Below are 15843 nucleotides of genomic sequence, written 5' to 3'. Positions count from 1 at the left end.
CGTGCGCTGCTAGCTGATCACACCCTTCCTGATCAGGAAGCATCCGTAACTGCTGCTGTCGCCGACCTGCACGACGCCAAAGCTCGCCGCCGCCGCGCGATAAAAATCCGGCCGCGAGAGTTTTCCGGGTGTGACGGGCCGGCCGGCGGCGCGTTCGATCTCGGCGAGCACCGCGCGCTGCACGTCGGGGACGCGGTCGGGATCGTCGACCGGCATCATCACGCGGACCGGATCGGGATCGAAATCGTCGAGCGGATAGACCGACATGATGGCGCGAATCGCGGTCTCCATGCTCATGCCTGGCAACTGGATCAAGCGCTGCGAATGCGTGCTCTGCGCGATGCGCGCCGAGGGGTGATTGGCATCGACGAAAGCGAGATCGTCGCCATGGCCCATGGAAGCCAGCAGCCAAAGCAGGTCGGGCGTGAGGATCGGATCGATCGATTTCAGCATGTGACGGACTGTCCTCCCATTGGGCGCCCACCTAGGCAGGTTCCAAGCGTGATTCAGATCACGCAGCCTACCATGGTGATGGGGATCACGGACATCAAACTCGAACGCGGCCAAGTTTGCCGGCAACCAATCTCGTATCGAGATCAGTGCCAAAGGAGCACGCCATGTTCCGCCTAAAACCTTTCCTGATGACGGCTAGCCTGCTCGGGAGCCTGTTCGGCTTTGCCTGCGGCCCAGTTTCCGCGCAAGTCGCCCCGGTCGAGCCGGCCCCCACCGCGCTGCAAGGCCCGGAACAGCGTGTCGCGCTGGTGATCGGCAATTCGAACTATCAGAACGCGCCGCAGCTCGCCAATCCGGACAACGACGCGGAGTCCATGGCGAAGTTCCTGAACTCCGCCGGCTTCGAAGTGGTCGCCGCGACCGACCTGACCCAGAACGACATGCTCCGCGTCGTCCAGGACTTCTCCGCCAAAGTGTCGGCGCGTGGTCCGAACACGGTGGCGATGGTCTACTATGCCGGTCACGGCGTGCAACTCGCCGGCGAGAACTACCTCGTTCCGGTCGACGCCAAGGTCTCGAGCCAGACCGAACTCGTCAACAACTCCGTCCGCCTGGTCGACGTGATGTCGACGCTGGAGACGATCCCGAGCCGTATGCGCATCGTCATCCTCGATGCCTGCCGCAATAACCCGTTCCCGAACGTGAACGATGCCGGCCGCGGCCTGGCCATCGTCGATGCCCCGAACGGCTCGATCGTCGGCTACTCGACCGCGCCGGGCGCCGAAGCGCAGGACGGCACCGGCGGCCACAGCCCCTACACGCAGGCCTTCCTGAACGTCGCGCGCGAGCCCAACGTGCCGATCGAGCAGCTGTTCAAGCGCGTGCGCCTCGAAGTGAACCAGACCACCAGCGGCGCGCAGATCCCGTGGGAGAGCTCGTCGCTCACGTCCGACTTCACCTTCTTCGGCGACACCGCGGTTGCCGCCAGCCGCGCACCGGTGAATGCGCCTGTGGTGCAGATGGCCTCCAATCTGCCGAGCCGCTCGACGCGCCAAGCCTATGACTACGTCGTGTCCGAAGCACGGCCGGAGTACTATCAGGAATTCATCACAATGTATCCGCACGATCCGCTGTGCGATCACGTCCGCTGGCTGCTCAACAACCTGCTGCTCACGCAGGCCTGGCACAAGGCGGTGCTCGCGAACTCGCCGCTCGGCTACAAGAACTTCTACGACAACTACGGCAACACGCCCTATGCTCAGGTCGCGCTGAAGCTCCAGATGCAGCCGAAGCAGATCCCCTTGATGCAGGCGACCAAGTTCCTGGCGCCGCAGAATATCGCCCCGACCTTCAAGATCGGCAATCTCGGCCAGCCCAAATACATGCCGCTGCAGCAGGGTAATGGCGGCGCGCAAGTGAACGGCAATTTGCCGATCGTGCAGAAGTCGGGCGACAATAACGGCATCGGCAAGCTCGGCAATGGCGGCCAGATCGTCAACCTGCCGGCGGGCAACAACCAGCCCAACCAGCAGAACGGCACGCCGTCGCAGACCCCGGGCAAGATCGTGACCCTGCCTGCGCCGACCAACACCACCAACAACAATGGCGGCATCGGCAAGATCGTGACGCTGCCTGCGACCAACAAGACGCCGAACGGCGGCAGCAATGCCGGCACGGCCAACGGCACAAGCAACGGCACAACCAGTGGCAATCCTGGCAAGATCGTGAGCATGCCGGTCAATGTCGGCAAGGGCGGCACGACCATCGATACGAAGCCCGTCAACGTTCAGACGCAGAACAACCCGATCCGCATCAACAACGGGGCGAAGATCAGCAACAACCCCGTGAACAAGGTGCAGGTGCAGAACAACAACCACCCGCAGTTCAATGAGACCAACCGGATCGTCAACAACGGCAGCAACAACTTCCGGCAGTCGATGAACCAGAGCCAGGGTGGCAACGGCGGCAACAACCACCGCGGCTTCATGCACTGATCGCGGTCGGCCACACACGACAAAGGGCAGAGCGGAGACGCTCTGCCCTTCTTGATGTCAGAAGATTGATTATCAGGCCACCAGCTCGGCAAACAGATCAGCGTCGACATTGCCGCCGGAGAGCACGATGACGACGTTCTTGCCGGCCACATCAAGTCGTCCCGCAAGCAGCGCGGCCAGGCCCACCGCTCCGCCCGGTTCGACCACAAGCTTCAGCTCGCGATAGGCAAACGCGACGGCCGCGCCGACTTCCTCGTCCGAGGCGGTCACGCCGCGCGCGAGCAGCTTGCTGTTAATCGCAAACGTCATCTCGCCGGGTATCAGGGCCATCAGCGCATCGCAGATGGTGCGGCCGGCGGGTGCGTGCGGCTCGCGATGGCCCGCGGTCAGCGACAGGCCGTGATCGTCGAACGCGTCGGGCTCGGCCACCACGATCTCGGCCAGCGGAAAACGCGCCTTCACAGCCGTTGCAACGCCGGCGATCAGGCCGCCGCCGGAGGCCGGGGCGACCACGATGTCGGGGCTGAGGCCGAGCGCCGCCATGTCCTCGGCGATCTCGCGGCCGGCGGTGCCTTGGCCCGCGATCACGAAGGGATCGTCATAGGGCCTGACCAGCGTCGCGCCGCGCTTCTCGGCGATGCCGCGCGAGATCGCCTCGCGGTCGTCGCGGTCGCGGTCGTACAGCACGACCTCGGCACCGTAGGATTTGGTACGCTCGCGCTTCGACAACGGCGCATCCGCGGGCATCACGATCGTCGCCTGCATGTCGAGGATCTTTGCCGCCGCCGCCACGCCCTGGGCATGGTTGCCGGAGGAGAACGCGACCACGCCGCCGGCGCGCTTGTCCTGCGGGATCGAGGCGACCTTGTTGAAGGCACCGCGAAACTTGAACGAGCCGGTGCGCTGGAGCATCTCCGGCTTGAGATAGACCTTTGCACCGACACGCTCGTTGAGCACGGGAAAGGACAACAGTGGGGTGCGGACGGCGAAGGGTGCGATCACGCGTGCTGCGGCGTCGATATCGGCAGGGCCGATCGGGAGAAGCTGTTCTGTCATGCCTGAATGTTATCGCGCCGGATGAGGCGCGGGCAAGGCATCTCCGCGCGAGGCTTTGGGCTCTCAAGCGACGAATCGCGCCGGCTCCGCCCCGTTCCGGCCCGGCAGCACCGCGCCGACCGCCAAAATGCTGTCGATAAAAGCCCGGGCCGAGGCCTCCCAGGTGTAGTTGGCGGCGAATTCCACGCAGTCCTGCCGGCAGATGTCGAGCGCGGCGAAGCAGGCGCTGCGCAGATCGTGATCGAGCGCGCCGACCGGCGCATCGCCGATCACGTCGCGGGGGCCCTTCACCGGAAACGCCGCGACCGGCAGCCCACTCGCCAGCGCTTCGAGCAGGACCAGGCCGAACGTGTCGGTCTTGCTCGGAAACACGAAGACATCGGCGGCAGCGTAGATGTCCGCCAGCTCCTCCCCATGCTTTTCGCCGAGGAAGATCGCGTCCGGATAGGCCTCCTCCAGCGCGACACGCGCCGGACCATCGCCGACGATCACCTTGGTGCCGGGCAGGTCGAGGTCGAGGAACGCCTCGAGATTCTTCTCCACGGCAACGCGGCCGACCGAGAGGAACACCGGCGCCGGCAGGCAGAGATCAATCGCGCGGGGATGGAACAGATGGGGGTCGACGCCGCGCGGCCACAGCACGACATTGTCGAAGCCGCGCTCGGTCAGCTCACTGGCGAGCGCCGGCGTCGCCGCCATCACGGCGCGGCTGGGGCTATGGAATCGGCGCAGCGCCCGCCAGATCAGCGAGCCCGGCACCGGCACGCGGGCGCGGACATATTCGGGAAAGCGGGTGTGGAAGCTGGTCGTGAAGGGCAGCTTGCGCTGCCGGCAATAGCGGCGGACCATCAGGCCGATCGGCCCCTCCGTCGCGATGTGGATGCTGTCCGGGCGCGCCTCTTCGATCAGCTTCGCGATTCTGCCCGGGCGCGGCATGGCCACCCGCACGTCCCGATAGCTCGGCATCGCAAAGGTGCGGAACGATTGCGGCGTCAGGAACGAGAATTCGACGTCGAGACTTTTGGCGGCGTCGGCAAGCTTGGTCAGCGTCCGAACCACACCGTTGACTTGCGGGTGCCAGGCGTCGGTCGCGACCAGGATGCGCATCAGGCTGCCTTTGTCATGCAGCTCTGGCTGCGACCTGCGGGACCTGTGCCGGCTTCTCGGCCTGGTCCGCCCAGGTGATGATCTCGAAATGGCCGTCGTCGTGCTCGACCAGCGCCGTACAGCTCTCGACCCAGTCGCCGCAATTCATGTAGCGGATTCCGCCCTCGTCGCGGATCACCGCGTAATGGATGTGACCGCAGATCACGCCGTCGGCGTCGTGGCGCCGTGCCTCGGCAGCGAGTGCCTGCTCGAATGCGCCGATATAGTTGACGGCGTTCTTGACCTTCTGCTTGGCCCATTGCGACAGCGACCAATAGGGCACCTTGAACATGCGCCGGAAGAAGTTGACGAAACGATTGAGCTGAATCGCGAAATCGTAGGCCTTGTCGCCGAGATGGGCGAGCCAGCGTGCGTTCTGCACCACGAGGTCGAAGATGTCACCGTGGATGACGAGATAACGCCTGCCGTCCGCGCCGATGTGGACGGTGTTCTCGACCACGTCGATGCCGCCGAAATGCGTGCCGTAATAGTTACGCAGGAACTCATCGTGATTGCCGGGGATGTAGATGACCTTGGCGCCCTTGCGCGCCTTGCGCAAAAGCTTCTGCACGAGGTCGTTATGCGATTGCGGCCAATGCCAGCTCGATTTCAGCGCCCAGCCGTCGACGATATCGCCGACGAGATAGATCGTGTCGGCATCATGGAAACGCAGGAAATCGAGCAGAAGATCGGCTTGAGAACCGCGGGCTCCGAGATGAACGTCGGAGATGAACAACGTGCGAAAGCGCCGCTCCGGGCTCTCGTCACTCACATCGTAACTTCCCATGCGCCAGCCTGTAACAATGTCCCGTGACAGGGGGATGACCAATCGAACCTTTGAGGCACCCTCAGATACGAATCGCGCTTGCCTCGCCCAAACCGCGATTATCAGTCGCATGCGACAATCAGGCGACATGGCGTCGCGGCAGCCTCCGCAAGAAGCCGGAACTGCATGGGCTCGATGGGTGAACGGCGGCGCGCTCGCGAGCGGCGTTCAGTAAAATTTATGGAAATGATGGATCGGGCCGTGTCCGTGGCCGACGCTGAAGCGGTCGGCGGCGGCGATCGCCGCGCTGATCCAGGTCTTGGCGTTGCGCACGGCGCGCTCGAGATCCTCGCCTCTGGCGAGCCCTGCGGCGACCGCCGAGGACAGCGAGCAGCCGGTGCCATGGGTGTTGCTTGTGGCAACGCGCGGCGCGGCGAGCGCGATCGTGGTGCTGGCATCGACGAGATAATCGATACTCTCGGCGCCCTCGCCGTGGCCGCCCTTGATCAGGACCGCACGACAGCCGAGCGCCAGCAGCCGGCGCCCCTGGCTTTCGATCTCGGCCTCGCTGGCCGCGACCGGCTCGTCGAGCAGAGCCGCGGCCTCGGGCAGATTGGGTGTGATCACCGAGGCCAGCGGCATCAGCTTGATGCGCAGGGCATCGACGGCATCGGACGCCAGCAGGCGATCGCCCGACGTCGCCACCATCACGGGATCGAGCACGATATGCCCGGGCGCCCAGCGCGACAGCGCGACCGCGATCGCATCGATGCTGGCGGCTTGCGCCACCATGCCGATCTTGACCGCGCCGACCTCGAGATCGGAAAACACCGCGTCGATCTGCGCGGTGACGAATTCGGCGGGCACCGCGTGAATGCCGGTGACGCCGCGGGTGTTCTGCGCCGTCAGCGCCGTGATGGCCGAAGCGCCAAAAACGCGGAGCGCGGCGAAGGTCTTCAGGTCGGCCTGGATGCCGGCGCCGCCGCTCGAATCGGAGCCGGCAATGGTCAGCGCTACGGGTGTCGTCATGGGGCGATCTTCAGCGTTTTCGAAGCCATGGCCCGTCCTAGCGCGCCTCTCCCAGCCCAGCAAGTTCGCTTGCTAAATCCGGCCGGGTTTGGCCTATTAGCCGTCAGATATGCTTTCGGAGTGACCGCGATGGTTCCCTTTTTCGTCCAGATCAAATGCAAGCTCGGCCAATCCTATGTGGTCGCCAATGCGCTTGCCGAAGCCGAGATCGCTTCCGAGATCTATTCCACGGCCGGGCAATACGACCTGCTGGTGAAGTTCTACGTCGACAACGACACCGATATCGGCCACTTCGTCAACGAGAAGGTGCAGGTGCTGCCCGGCATCCAGGACACCCTCACCATCATCACCTTCAAGGCGTTTGGCGCGAGTTGACCGTCCGAAAACGGGCAGGCCCGATCAGGTGCCGCCCTCCTTGCGCTTGGGACGCGGCGGACCGTCCACCGGCGGCAGCGATTTGAGATAGTCCGCCATCGCCGCGAGATCGTCGTCCGGCAGTTGCGAGGTGTTCTTGATCACCCGCGTCATCGCGCCGCCGACGCTGTCGCCGTCGGGCAATTCGCCGGTCTTCAGGAAATAGGCAATATCCTTCGCGCTCCACTCGCCGAGGCCCTTCTGGGTGATGTTGGGCACCCATCCCTCGCCTTCCGGATTGGGACCGCCGGCGAAGCGTTGTCCGGCCATGATGCCGCCAAGCGCGTTGCGCGGGCTGTGGCATTCCGCGCAATGGCCAAAACTGTTGACGAGATAGGCGCCACGATTCCACTGCGGCGACTTCGCGCTGTCGGGGACGAAGGGCTTGTCGTCCAGAAATAAGAATTTCCAGATGCCGACGTTGCGCCGGATGCTGAACGGAAAGCGCACGTCGTGGTCGCGCACCTTGCCTGCGACGGCCGGCAGCGTTTTCAGGTACGCAAAGAGATCGAGCACGTCCTCGCGCCTGGCGTGCTGATAGGACGTATAGGGAAAGGCCGGAAAATAATGCCCTCCATCCGGCGAGACCCCGTGCATCACCGCATTGACGAATTCGGCGTCGTTCCATTTGCCGATGCCATCGGTCGGATCGGACGAGATGTTCGGCGCATAGAACGTTCCGAACGGCGACTTGATCGCGACGCCGCCGCCGAGCCTGAGACGATCGGGCTGGTCGGGGACGGCATGGCATGAGGCGCAGCCGCCGGCGTTGAACATCACCTGGCCATTGGCAAGATCAGGGACGCGGGCAGGCGGGGTGCCGACGGCCGCCCCCACCGGCGCGCTGAGCCACCAATAGACGCCGGCTGTGGCGAGTGCGGCGAGCAGCGCCACGGAGATTGTTCGTCGCAACATGCGGTCCTTTCGTCGTCGCGGCGAAGCTTATGACCGATGTCCTCGCGGCTCCAGCCACGAAGAATTTAGCCCACCGCAGCATGAAACGGGAATAAACTGCAATGCCGGCTGTTGGAAGTTTGGCAGCCCAAACGGGTTCAGCAGGGAGAAAAATCATGAACAAGATCGTCATCGCCATGTCAGTGCTTGGCGCCGTTGCTTTTGCGGGTTCGGCCAGCGCCGAAAAGCTGAAAGCAACGCTCGACGCCAAGTCCGAGGTCCCCGCAACGACCAGCAGCGGCACCGGAACGGCCGATCTGGATTACGACGCCGCCAGCAAGAAGCTGTCCTGGAAGGTCACCTATTCCGGCCTGTCCGGCCCCGCCACCGCCGCCCATTTCCATGGACCTGCCGAGCCCGGCAAGAACGCCGGCGTTGCGATCCCGATCCCAGGCGCTGCCACCAGCCCGGCCGAGGGCTCGGCGACACTGACCGACGCGCAGGCCGCCGATCTGCTGGGCGGCAAGCTCTACGTCAACATCCACACCGCGGCCAATCCGGGCGGCGAGATCCGTGGTCAGGTGACGAAGTAAGCTTCCCACAGACCAACAAAAAGGGCGGCTGCCATCGCAGCCGCCTTTTCCCATTTTCCGTAGCGCTGGCGCAGGCGTCACACCTCAGGTTCGGCCGCGTTCAGCGCCTGCGCGAGGTCGGCGATCAGATCCGACGGGTGTTCGATGCCGATCGACAGCCGGATCGTGGAATCGAGCACGCCGATCTTCCGGCGGATGTCGGCGGGAACGCCGGAATGGGTCATGGTGGCAGGCAGGCTCGCAAGCGACTCCGTTCCACCAAGGCTCACCGCCAGCTTGAGGATTTGCAGCGCGTTGAGGAACTTCATCGCCGCGGCCTTGCCGCCGACGATGTCGAACGAGAACGTGGACCCTGCCCCCGAGCATTGCCGCGCGAACACAAGTCCGTCCGGCGACGCCGCGTCGTGATGACCGAGATAGTGCACCTTGGCCACTTTGGGATGATCGCGCAGATAGTCCGCCACGAGGCGCGCATTCGTATCCGCCTTTTCCATGCGCAGGCTCAGCGTCTCGAGCGAGCGGTTGATCATCCAGCAGGAATGCGGATCGAGCTGGGTGCCGATGGCGCCCCGCAGCGCCTTGATGCCTTTCACCACCGCCTTCGCGCCGAGCGCGGCGCCCGCGATCAGATCTGAATGACCGCCGACGTATTTCGTGAGCGAGTACAGGGAAATATCGGCGCCGTGCTCGATCGGTCGCTGAAACACCGGCCCGAGCAGCGTATTGTCGCAGGCGATGATCGGAACGTGTCCTTGGGTCTTTCCGATGCTCTCAGCGACACGCCGCATCACCGCGATGTCGACCAGCCCGTTGGTCGGGTTGGCCGGGGTCTCGATCAGGATCATCGAAACCCGGCCCTTGCGCATGGCCTCCTCCGCGGCCTGGCTGACCACGGCTTCATCGACGCCATCGGCGAAGCCGACGGCGCCGATCGACAGACGCGCAAGCGTATTCGTCAGCAGCGTTTCCGTGCCGCCGTAGAGCGGCTGCGAGTGCAGAATGACGTCGCCGGGGCGGACGAACGCCAGGATCGTGGTCGCGATGGCCGCCATGCCGGATGAGAACAGCGCACAGCTCTCGGTGCGCTCGTAGATCGCGAGCCTGTCCTCGACGATTTCGCTGTTGGGGTGATTGAAACGCGAATAGACCAGGCCCGCGCCCATCCCTTCCGGCGGCTCACGCCGGCCGGAGACGAAATCGAAGAAGTCCTGCCCGTCCTCGGCCGTCTTGAACACGAAGGTCGAGGTCAGGAACACCGGCGGCTTGACCGCGCCTTCCGACAATTGAGGATCGTAGCCATAGGTCAGCATCAGCGTTTCCGGATGCAGCATATGGTTGCCGATGTGCGTCTTAGACGGGAACGGTTTTACCATGGCTTGTCTCGCTGTTGCTGATTGAGGCGCTCGCCGCGGGTAGGAACTCCTGATGTCGTGACGCAGTCAGGAGCGAGATGCGTCAGCGTCAAAAGCTCACGCCAATGCCGCGGCGGCTGGAGCAAAGATAGCTGCTCCGGTAGCGATCCGTCAGGCCTTGCGGATAGAATTTCCAGCAGCGCTGCGCGCCGATATGAAAAAAGCGGCTGCTTTCGCAACCGCTTTTTCCCGATTCCCAGTAGCCCGGATGGAGCGAAGCGCAATCCGGGCTACGAATCTTTTTCTTCCGTCAACCGTTCTTCACACGAAACGTCTCGTGGCAGCCGCCGCATTCCTTGCCGACCGCGGGGAAATTCGCCTTGAGCGAGTCGAGATCCTTGATCTTGCCCTTGGCCTCGCCGACGACCTTGGCGAAGCTCGCGACCTTCGCATCGAACCCGGCCTTGTCCTCCCAGATCTTCGGCGAGGCGCTGTAGTCGCCCTCGGGCTTCATGCCCTTTGCGCTCGCCGGAAACAGGTGCGGCAGCTTCTTGGCGGTGTCCTCGAACTGCGCCAGCGCGCTGTCCACAGTGGCCTGATCATAGGGCTTCTCGCCCTTGACCATGGCCGCCACTGCGCCGGCGTTCTTGCCGTTGCCCTTCATGAGAGTCTGCACTTCCTTGACGGAGTCCTGTTGTGCCCAAACCGCGCCCATACCGAGCAGGAGCGCACCCCCAACCACCAACACTCGCTTCATTCGCAAAATCCCTTTCCTTGATGCAGGATCGTGCTGACCCCTCAATGGGCCAACACCGCTCGGCAGATTTCATTCCCGTGGAAGATTGTCACAGGCTGTGACGGCGATGGTGCTCGTTGATGGCGATCCACACCCGTTCCGGGGTCGCCGGCATGTCGATGTGGTCGATCTTGTATTCGCGCCAGAGCCCGTCGACGATGGCGTTGACGACCGCCGGGCAGGACCCGATCGCACCGGCCTCGCCCGCGCCCTTCACCCCCAGCGGATTGGTCTTGCAGGGAACGTTGGCCGTCTCGAACACGAAGGCCGGGCCGTCCGCCGCGCGCGGCAGCGCGTAGTCCATGAAGGTCGCGGTGACGAGCTGGCCGTCGCCCGCGCCATAGACCACCTGCTCCATCAGCGCCTGGCCGATGCCCTGCATGGCGCCGCCATGGACCTGGCCGGCCAGCAGCAGTGGATTGAGCGTCATGCCGAAATCGTCAACGATCACGTAGTTGACGATTTTGATGATGCCGGTGGCCGGATCGATCTCGACCTCCGCGACATGGGTGCCGTTGGGATAGGTGCCGTCGGCGCTGGCGAAGGTCGCGCTCGCGTTCAGCTTCGAGGGATCCGCGCCGGGTCGCTTGGCGAGATCGGCGAACGAGATCGAGCGGTCGGTGCCAGCGATGCGCACGATGCCGTCGGTGATCTCGAGGTCGCCGGCGCTGGCTTCCAGCGCCTGGGCCGCGATTTCCTTCAGCTTCTGCCCCAGTTCGCGGGTCGCGCGCTCGACGCTAACACCGCCCGACGGGATCGAAGCCGAGCCGCCGGTGCCGAGGCCCGTGGCGATCATGTCGGTGTCGCCCTGATGGACGTGCACGCGCTCGGGCGCCACGCCGAACTGCTCGGCAACGATCTGCGCATAGGCGGTCTGATGGCCCTGCCCGCTCGACTGGGTGCCGATCAGGACGGTGATATCGCCATTGGGGTCCATCCGCACATTGGCGGTCTCCTCGCCCATGGTGCCGCAGACCTCGACATAGCTCGCAAGTCCGATGCCGCGGACCAGGCCGTTCTTCTTGGCCGCCTTGCCGCGCTTGCCAAACTCCTTCCACTCGGCGATCTCCATCGCGCGCTTCAGATGCGCGGCAAAGTCGCCGGAATCGTAGACCTTACCGGTCGCGGTCTTGTACGGCAGCGCCTTCGGCTGGATGAAATTCTTGCGGCGGATGGCATCCACCGTCATGTCGAGTTTTCGCGCGCAGGCGTCCACGAGACGTTCGATGACGTAAGCAGCCTCGGGCCGCCCGGCGCCGCGATAGGCATCGACCGGCACGCTGTTGGTGAAGATGGTACGCACCCGGCAGTGGAACGCCTGGATGTCGTAGAGGCCCGGCAGCATGCCGGCGCCGCCATGCGGGATATAGGGCCCGAAGGTCGACAAATAGGCACCCATGTCGCCCATCAGGTCGCAATCCATCGCCAGGAACTTGCCGTCCTCGGCCAGCGCCATCTTCGCGGTGGTGACGTTGTCGCGGCCCTGCGCGTCGCCCATGAAATGCTCGGTGCGGTCGGCCGCCCATTTCACCGCCTTCTTCAGCTTTCGCGCGGCGACTGCCAAGAGGGCGTATTCCCGATAGGGAAACAGCTTGGTGCCGAAGCCGCCGCCGACGTCGGGGCAGATCACCCGCATCTTGTCGGTCGGAATGTTGAGCACGTTCTGGCAGAGGATATCGCGCAGGCGATGGCTGCCCTGGCTGCCGACCGTCAGCGTCAGATGGTCGCGCTTGGCGTCGTATTCGCACACCGCCGCGCGCGTCTCCATGAAGTTCGCGACCACGCGCGGATTGACGATCGAGATCTCGGCCACCGCATGCGCTTTGGCAAAGGCAGCTTCGGTCGCTTTCTTGTCACCGATCGAGACGTCGAACAGCACGTTGCCGGGCTTGTCCGGCCAGACCTGCGGCGCGCCCTTCTTCACGGCGTTGACGACGCCGGTCACTGCCGGCAGCGGGCTCCATTTGACCTCGATCGCCTCGATCGCGTCGCGGGCCTGGTCGATGGTCTCGGCGACCACGAAGGCGATGGAATCGCCGACATGGCGCACCTCGTCCTTGGCGAGGATCGGGTAAGGCGGGCCGGTGAAGGGATCTGTCTCGAGATTGAACAGGCAGGGCAGATTGCCGAGATCCCCAACGTCATCGGCGGTCAGGATCAGCGCGACGCCGGGAAGGGTGCGGGCGCGGCTCGCATCGATGGTGTATTTGGCATGCGCATGCGGCGAGCGCAGCATCAGGGCGTGAAGCACGGCCTGCGGCGCATAATCGTCGGTATAGCGGCCCTTGCCGCGGATGAGAGCGTCATCCTCCTTGCGCAACACGCTTTGGCCAACGCCAAACTTGATGGGAGCCGCCATTTTTCTCGTCCCGTTTCTCATGGTTGTTTTGCCGGCATATTGCCGTGGAAAAACTGGCAAGGCAAACGGGTTTAGCCATGCGAAAACCGTCCAGCGCCCTCACCTGTCAGAGCAGGATGGAACGGGAGCGCCGCAACTCGGTCATTTCGCCGTGAGGAACGGTCCGCTTGATGGCATGATAGTTGCCGAACCCGCCCGCAGTGCACGCCTGAGAACAAGCAGCCGTGCTGACGGCTGCTTGCTCGCAAAGCGCATCTCCGCTTCGGATGGCTCATCAGTTACATCCCCCGCGGCTCCATAGATCTCTGGCGTGATCCCTCAGCCTATCGATAGCCCGTTCCGGCGAGATGTAGTCGATCTCGCCGCGCGTCAGGCCGATATCCATCAGCTCCCGGTCACTCAGGTCCCGCAAGGCGATTTGTGGGCCCTGCCGCCGGCGCCAGTCCTGGAGCGCACGCCAGTATCGCGCGAGCAAGCCTGGGATGCTCCACGTCGAGGCAAGCTCGAGGGGGAGCCTCTCCGTCTCGGATGTCATGATTGTCTGTTGGGGTGGCATGGGACGCTCCTGCTGTTGTGCCGGCAGGGAAGCGTGGCCAAACAAAAGGCCCCGTCCGATGCCGGCGGGGCCTGGTGGAAAGATGTCGTCGTCGAATTCCTAGCGCGCGACTCCTTCCACGGCCCAGCCGAAGCGGGTCATGTGAATGCAGTTGAGTTTGCGCACTGATCTGATCATGCGCTGCGATTACCATAGCAATCGCGCAAAATCAAGAGATGTGTGGAGGTCGGTTGCACCCTGGAAGCGAGCCCCTTATTCTGGCGCTTTCTTACCCCTACACACGCCTCAGGACTTCGTCTGCTTCGCTTCCACGTATCGTGCGAAGTTGTCGAGGATTGCCTGCCAACCGCCTTGCTGCTGCTCGACCGAGTGCGTCGATTCGCCATCGAAGACCACGCGAACCAGAATGCCCTTCGGGCCGGGCACAAACTCGACTTCGGCATTTCGCTCGCCGAACGCGTATTCGATACGCTTGTGCTCGACGATTTTCGTGTAGGTACCGGCGAAGTCAAAGCCCATGCTGCCGTCCTTGGCCTCCATGCGCGATGAGAAGACACCGCCTTCTCGCAGGTCGACGGTCGCCTTGGTCGTATGCCAGTCGTCGGACGCGGCGTTCCACTTCATGATGTCGGCAGGCGTCGTATAAGCGCGCCAGACCTGATCGATAGGGGCTGCTACGTTGGTTTCGACGGTGATCCTCATAAACAGTGCTCCTGGTTCGAATTTTGCCGGCTCGAGGTGACGGCATCACGTCACGTGTGCAGGGTCCATCCGCCGCACTTCCGAGATGTGTCCATCCAAGGACGATCGAGACTGGCCCGTGCCGACAAGCTCGAGCCGTCAATGCGTTGAAAATATGAAAAAGTTAACCCCGCACCAGTGAGACCAGCCAGCGGCGCCCGAACAGCGCAAGGATGGCGAGCGCATAGACGACCGTACCTCCGACGGCCAGCAGAAGCAGCGTCAGTTCGTCCCGGAAGTGCATCGAGCCCAACGAAGGACTGCTGAAGCGCGCGATGAGCCAGAAGGCGGCGGCCAGGATGAGCCCGGTCAGCAGGAATTTGGCGAGCGACAACAGCCAGGCGCGGTCCGGCACGAGAAAGCCTCGCCGCACCGCGAAGAACAGCACCAGTAGCAGGTTGGTCCAGACGCCGACGGCAGTGGCCAGCGCAAGCCCGATCTGGGCCAGCGATCCCATCAAGGCAATTTTCAAGGCGACGTTGACCGCGATGCCGGTCAGCGACGCCCGCACCGGCGTCGCCGTGTCCTTGCGCGCGTAGAAGGTCGCGACCGCGCTGCGGATCAGTACGAAGGGGATCAGGCCGATGGCATAGGCCGCGAGCGTGGCGCCGGCAGCGGCGGCATCGGCTTTCGAGAACGCACCACGGGCGAACAGCGCGCGCATGATCGCGTCGGGCACGGTGAGGAAGGCGGCGACGAACGGCACCGAGAACAGCAGCGTGAAATCGAACGCGCGGCGCTGCGCCTTCATCGCACCGTCTTGGTCGTTGGCCGTGATCCGCCGCGACATCTCCGGCAGCAGCACCGTGCCGATGGCAATGCCGATCACGCCGATCGGGAGCTGGTTGAGACGGTCGGCGTAATACAGCGCCGACAGCGCGCCCGCCGGCAGGAAAGTCGCGATGATGGTGTCGGCAAACAGCGCGAGCTGCGTGCCCATCGAGCCCAGCGTCGCCGGCCCGAGTGCTTTAAAGAATGCGCGGACGTCTTCGTCGAGCTTGAGCGGCGCAAAGCGCGGCAGGCCGCCATGGCGGGCGAGATCGCCGGCGAGCAGGAAATACTGCAAAAAACCCGAGATCAGGACACCCCAGGCGGCAGCGTGGCCCGCGCCGGGAAACCATGCGGCGAGCGCCAGCGTCATCATCATCGAGATGTTGAGGAAGATCGACGCGGCTGCGGCGCTCGCAAAGCGCTGCATCACGTTGAGCATGCCGCCATAGAGCGTCACCAGCGTGATCAGCAGTAGATAGGGAAAGGTGATCCGGGTCAGCTCGATCGCGAGCTTGCGCTGCTCGGCGTCCTCGGAAAAGCCGGGCGCCAAAATGCTCATGGCCTGCGGCATGAACACCCAGGCGACGATCAGCAGCACCACCTGCGAGGCCAGCAGCAGCGTGAAGATGCGGTCGGCGAACAATCTTGCCGCCCCCTCCCCGCGCTCACCGTGCACGTGCGCATAGGCCGGCACCCAGGCGGCGTTGAAGGCGCCCTCGGCGAAGATCGCACGGAAATGGTTGGGCAGCCGCAGCGCCACGAAAAAGGCGTCGGCCACGGGGCCGGCGCCGAGAATCGCCGCAAGCATGATGTCGCGGGCAAATCCCGTCAGCCGCGAGAGCAGCGTGTAGCCACCAACCGTGAAGATACGTCCGAGCATCGTTCCCTTCTAAAGGAAGAGCTCGCGCAGCAAAACGGGGAAA

Annotated in this window: 15 protein-coding genes; 3 read left to right on the top strand and 12 right to left on the bottom strand. The window is 64.1% G+C overall.

Annotation, left to right across the window (positions count from 1 at the left end):
• Positions 1-9: 9 nt before the first annotated feature.
• Complete coding sequence (locus tag RX329_RS15030) at positions 10-453, bottom strand: RbsD/FucU family protein (RefSeq protein WP_018457525.1); 444 nt, start codon at positions 451-453, stop codon at positions 10-12.
• Positions 454-617: 164 nt separating this feature from the next.
• Between RX329_RS15030 and RX329_RS15025 the strand changes: the two genes are divergently transcribed.
• Entirely contained in the window at positions 618-2447 is a 1830-nt protein-coding gene (locus RX329_RS15025; protein WP_317246089.1) for a caspase family protein, read from the top strand.
• A 72-nt stretch (positions 2448-2519) separates the two neighbouring features.
• Here RX329_RS15025 and RX329_RS15020 read toward each other — a convergent pair whose 3' ends face one another.
• The 4 genes from RX329_RS15020 to thiD form a co-directional block, all read right to left on the bottom strand.
• A complete protein-coding gene (locus RX329_RS15020) occupies positions 2520-3503 on the bottom strand; it encodes a threonine/serine dehydratase (RefSeq protein WP_247377997.1) in 984 nt (327 codons plus the stop codon).
• Between the two features lie 63 nt (positions 3504-3566).
• Positions 3567-4610, bottom strand: coding sequence for a glycosyltransferase family 1 protein (locus RX329_RS15015; protein WP_317246088.1), 1044 nt, complete (start codon positions 4608-4610; stop codon positions 3567-3569).
• Between the two features lie 13 nt (positions 4611-4623).
• Positions 4624-5436, bottom strand: a complete 813-nt coding sequence (locus RX329_RS15010) for a UDP-2,3-diacylglucosamine diphosphatase (RefSeq protein WP_085383974.1) — start codon at positions 5434-5436, stop codon at positions 4624-4626.
• A 207-nt stretch (positions 5437-5643) separates the two neighbouring features.
• On the bottom strand, positions 5644-6444 hold the full coding sequence (gene thiD, locus RX329_RS15005) for a bifunctional hydroxymethylpyrimidine kinase/phosphomethylpyrimidine kinase (protein ID WP_247475328.1): 801 nt from the start codon (positions 6442-6444) through the stop codon (positions 5644-5646).
• Positions 6445-6573: 129 nt separating this feature from the next.
• Here thiD and RX329_RS15000 point away from each other — a divergent pair, with 129 nt between their 5' ends.
• Complete coding sequence (locus RX329_RS15000; protein WP_007602021.1) at positions 6574-6819, top strand: Lrp/AsnC ligand binding domain-containing protein; 246 nt, start codon at positions 6574-6576, stop codon at positions 6817-6819.
• A 24-nt stretch (positions 6820-6843) separates the two neighbouring features.
• Here the strand turns inward: RX329_RS15000 and RX329_RS14995 are convergent, their stop codons facing one another.
• On the bottom strand, positions 6844-7773 hold the full coding sequence (locus RX329_RS14995; RefSeq protein ID WP_247475332.1) for a c-type cytochrome: 930 nt from the start codon (positions 7771-7773) through the stop codon (positions 6844-6846).
• Positions 7774-7928: 155 nt separating this feature from the next.
• On the opposite strand from RX329_RS14995, the gene RX329_RS14990 reads away from it, so the two are divergent.
• Positions 7929-8345, top strand: coding sequence for a CHRD domain-containing protein (locus tag RX329_RS14990; RefSeq protein WP_007602019.1), 417 nt, complete (start codon positions 7929-7931; stop codon positions 8343-8345).
• A gap of 77 nt (positions 8346-8422) precedes the next feature.
• On the opposite strand, the gene RX329_RS14985 is transcribed toward RX329_RS14990, so the two are convergent.
• From RX329_RS14985 to murJ, 6 genes are all read right to left on the bottom strand, one after another.
• Positions 8423-9718, bottom strand: coding sequence for a cystathionine gamma-synthase family protein (locus tag RX329_RS14985; protein WP_317246087.1), 1296 nt, complete (start codon positions 9716-9718; stop codon positions 8423-8425).
• A 289-nt stretch (positions 9719-10007) separates the two neighbouring features.
• Positions 10008-10454 carry a c-type cytochrome gene (locus RX329_RS14980; RefSeq protein ID WP_018457514.1) on the bottom strand — a complete coding sequence of 149 codons (447 nt, stop codon included), beginning with the start codon at positions 10452-10454 and terminating at the stop codon, positions 10008-10010.
• A gap of 88 nt (positions 10455-10542) precedes the next feature.
• Positions 10543-12852 carry a xanthine dehydrogenase family protein molybdopterin-binding subunit gene (locus RX329_RS14975; protein ID WP_317246086.1) on the bottom strand — a complete coding sequence of 770 codons (2310 nt, stop codon included), beginning with the start codon at positions 12850-12852 and terminating at the stop codon, positions 10543-10545.
• A gap of 274 nt (positions 12853-13126) precedes the next feature.
• Complete coding sequence (locus RX329_RS14970; RefSeq protein ID WP_317246417.1) at positions 13127-13387, bottom strand: DUF1127 domain-containing protein; 261 nt, start codon at positions 13385-13387, stop codon at positions 13127-13129.
• A 306-nt stretch (positions 13388-13693) separates the two neighbouring features.
• Positions 13694-14110, bottom strand: a complete 417-nt coding sequence (locus RX329_RS14965; RefSeq protein WP_085348818.1) for an SRPBCC family protein — start codon at positions 14108-14110, stop codon at positions 13694-13696.
• 163 nt (positions 14111-14273) lie between these two features.
• A complete protein-coding gene (gene murJ, locus RX329_RS14960; RefSeq protein ID WP_317246085.1) occupies positions 14274-15800 on the bottom strand; it encodes a murein biosynthesis integral membrane protein MurJ in 1527 nt (508 codons plus the stop codon).
• Positions 15801-15843: the final 43 nt, after the last annotated feature.

It is taken from the genome of Bradyrhizobium sp. BWC-3-1 (assembly GCF_032917965.1).
Taxonomy (GTDB): Bacteria; Pseudomonadota; Alphaproteobacteria; order Rhizobiales; family Xanthobacteraceae; genus Bradyrhizobium; species Bradyrhizobium canariense_D.
Note: the sequence above shows the minus strand (reverse complement) of the source record. Positions and strands in the feature narration are given on the sequence as shown.

What these genes read in the sequence shown, in the direction of transcription:
- murJ (WP_317246085.1), bottom strand. Translation starts at nt 15,800, where the DNA reads ATGCTCGGACGTATCTTCACGGTTGGTGGCTACACGCTGCTCTCGCGG.
- RX329_RS14970 (WP_317246417.1), bottom strand. Translation starts at nt 13,387, where the DNA reads ATGACATCCGAGACGGAGAGGCTCCCCCTCGAGCTTGCCTCGACGTGG.
- RX329_RS15020 (WP_247377997.1), bottom strand. Translation starts at nt 3,503, where the DNA reads ATGACAGAACAGCTTCTCCCGATCGGCCCTGCCGATATCGACGCCGCA.
- RX329_RS15000 (WP_007602021.1), top strand. Translation starts at nt 6,574, where the DNA reads ATGGTTCCCTTTTTCGTCCAGATCAAATGCAAGCTCGGCCAATCCTAT.
- RX329_RS15015 (WP_317246088.1), bottom strand. Translation starts at nt 4,610, where the DNA reads ATGCGCATCCTGGTCGCGACCGACGCCTGGCACCCGCAAGTCAACGGT.
- RX329_RS14995 (WP_247475332.1), bottom strand. Translation starts at nt 7,773, where the DNA reads ATGTTGCGACGAACAATCTCCGTGGCGCTGCTCGCCGCACTCGCCACA.
- RX329_RS15025 (WP_317246089.1), top strand. Translation starts at nt 618, where the DNA reads ATGTTCCGCCTAAAACCTTTCCTGATGACGGCTAGCCTGCTCGGGAGC.
- RX329_RS14985 (WP_317246087.1), bottom strand. Translation starts at nt 9,718, where the DNA reads ATGGTAAAACCGTTCCCGTCTAAGACGCACATCGGCAACCATATGCTG.
- RX329_RS15030 (WP_018457525.1), bottom strand. Translation starts at nt 453, where the DNA reads ATGCTGAAATCGATCGATCCGATCCTCACGCCCGACCTGCTTTGGCTG.
- thiD (WP_247475328.1), bottom strand. Translation starts at nt 6,444, where the DNA reads ATGACGACACCCGTAGCGCTGACCATTGCCGGCTCCGATTCGAGCGGC.
- RX329_RS14965 (WP_085348818.1), bottom strand. Translation starts at nt 14,110, where the DNA reads ATGAGGATCACCGTCGAAACCAACGTAGCAGCCCCTATCGATCAGGTC.
- RX329_RS14975 (WP_317246086.1), bottom strand. Translation starts at nt 12,852, where the DNA reads ATGGCGGCTCCCATCAAGTTTGGCGTTGGCCAAAGCGTGTTGCGCAAG.
- RX329_RS15010 (WP_085383974.1), bottom strand. Translation starts at nt 5,436, where the DNA reads ATGGGAAGTTACGATGTGAGTGACGAGAGCCCGGAGCGGCGCTTTCGC.
- RX329_RS14980 (WP_018457514.1), bottom strand. Translation starts at nt 10,454, where the DNA reads ATGAAGCGAGTGTTGGTGGTTGGGGGTGCGCTCCTGCTCGGTATGGGC.
- RX329_RS14990 (WP_007602019.1), top strand. Translation starts at nt 7,929, where the DNA reads ATGAACAAGATCGTCATCGCCATGTCAGTGCTTGGCGCCGTTGCTTTT.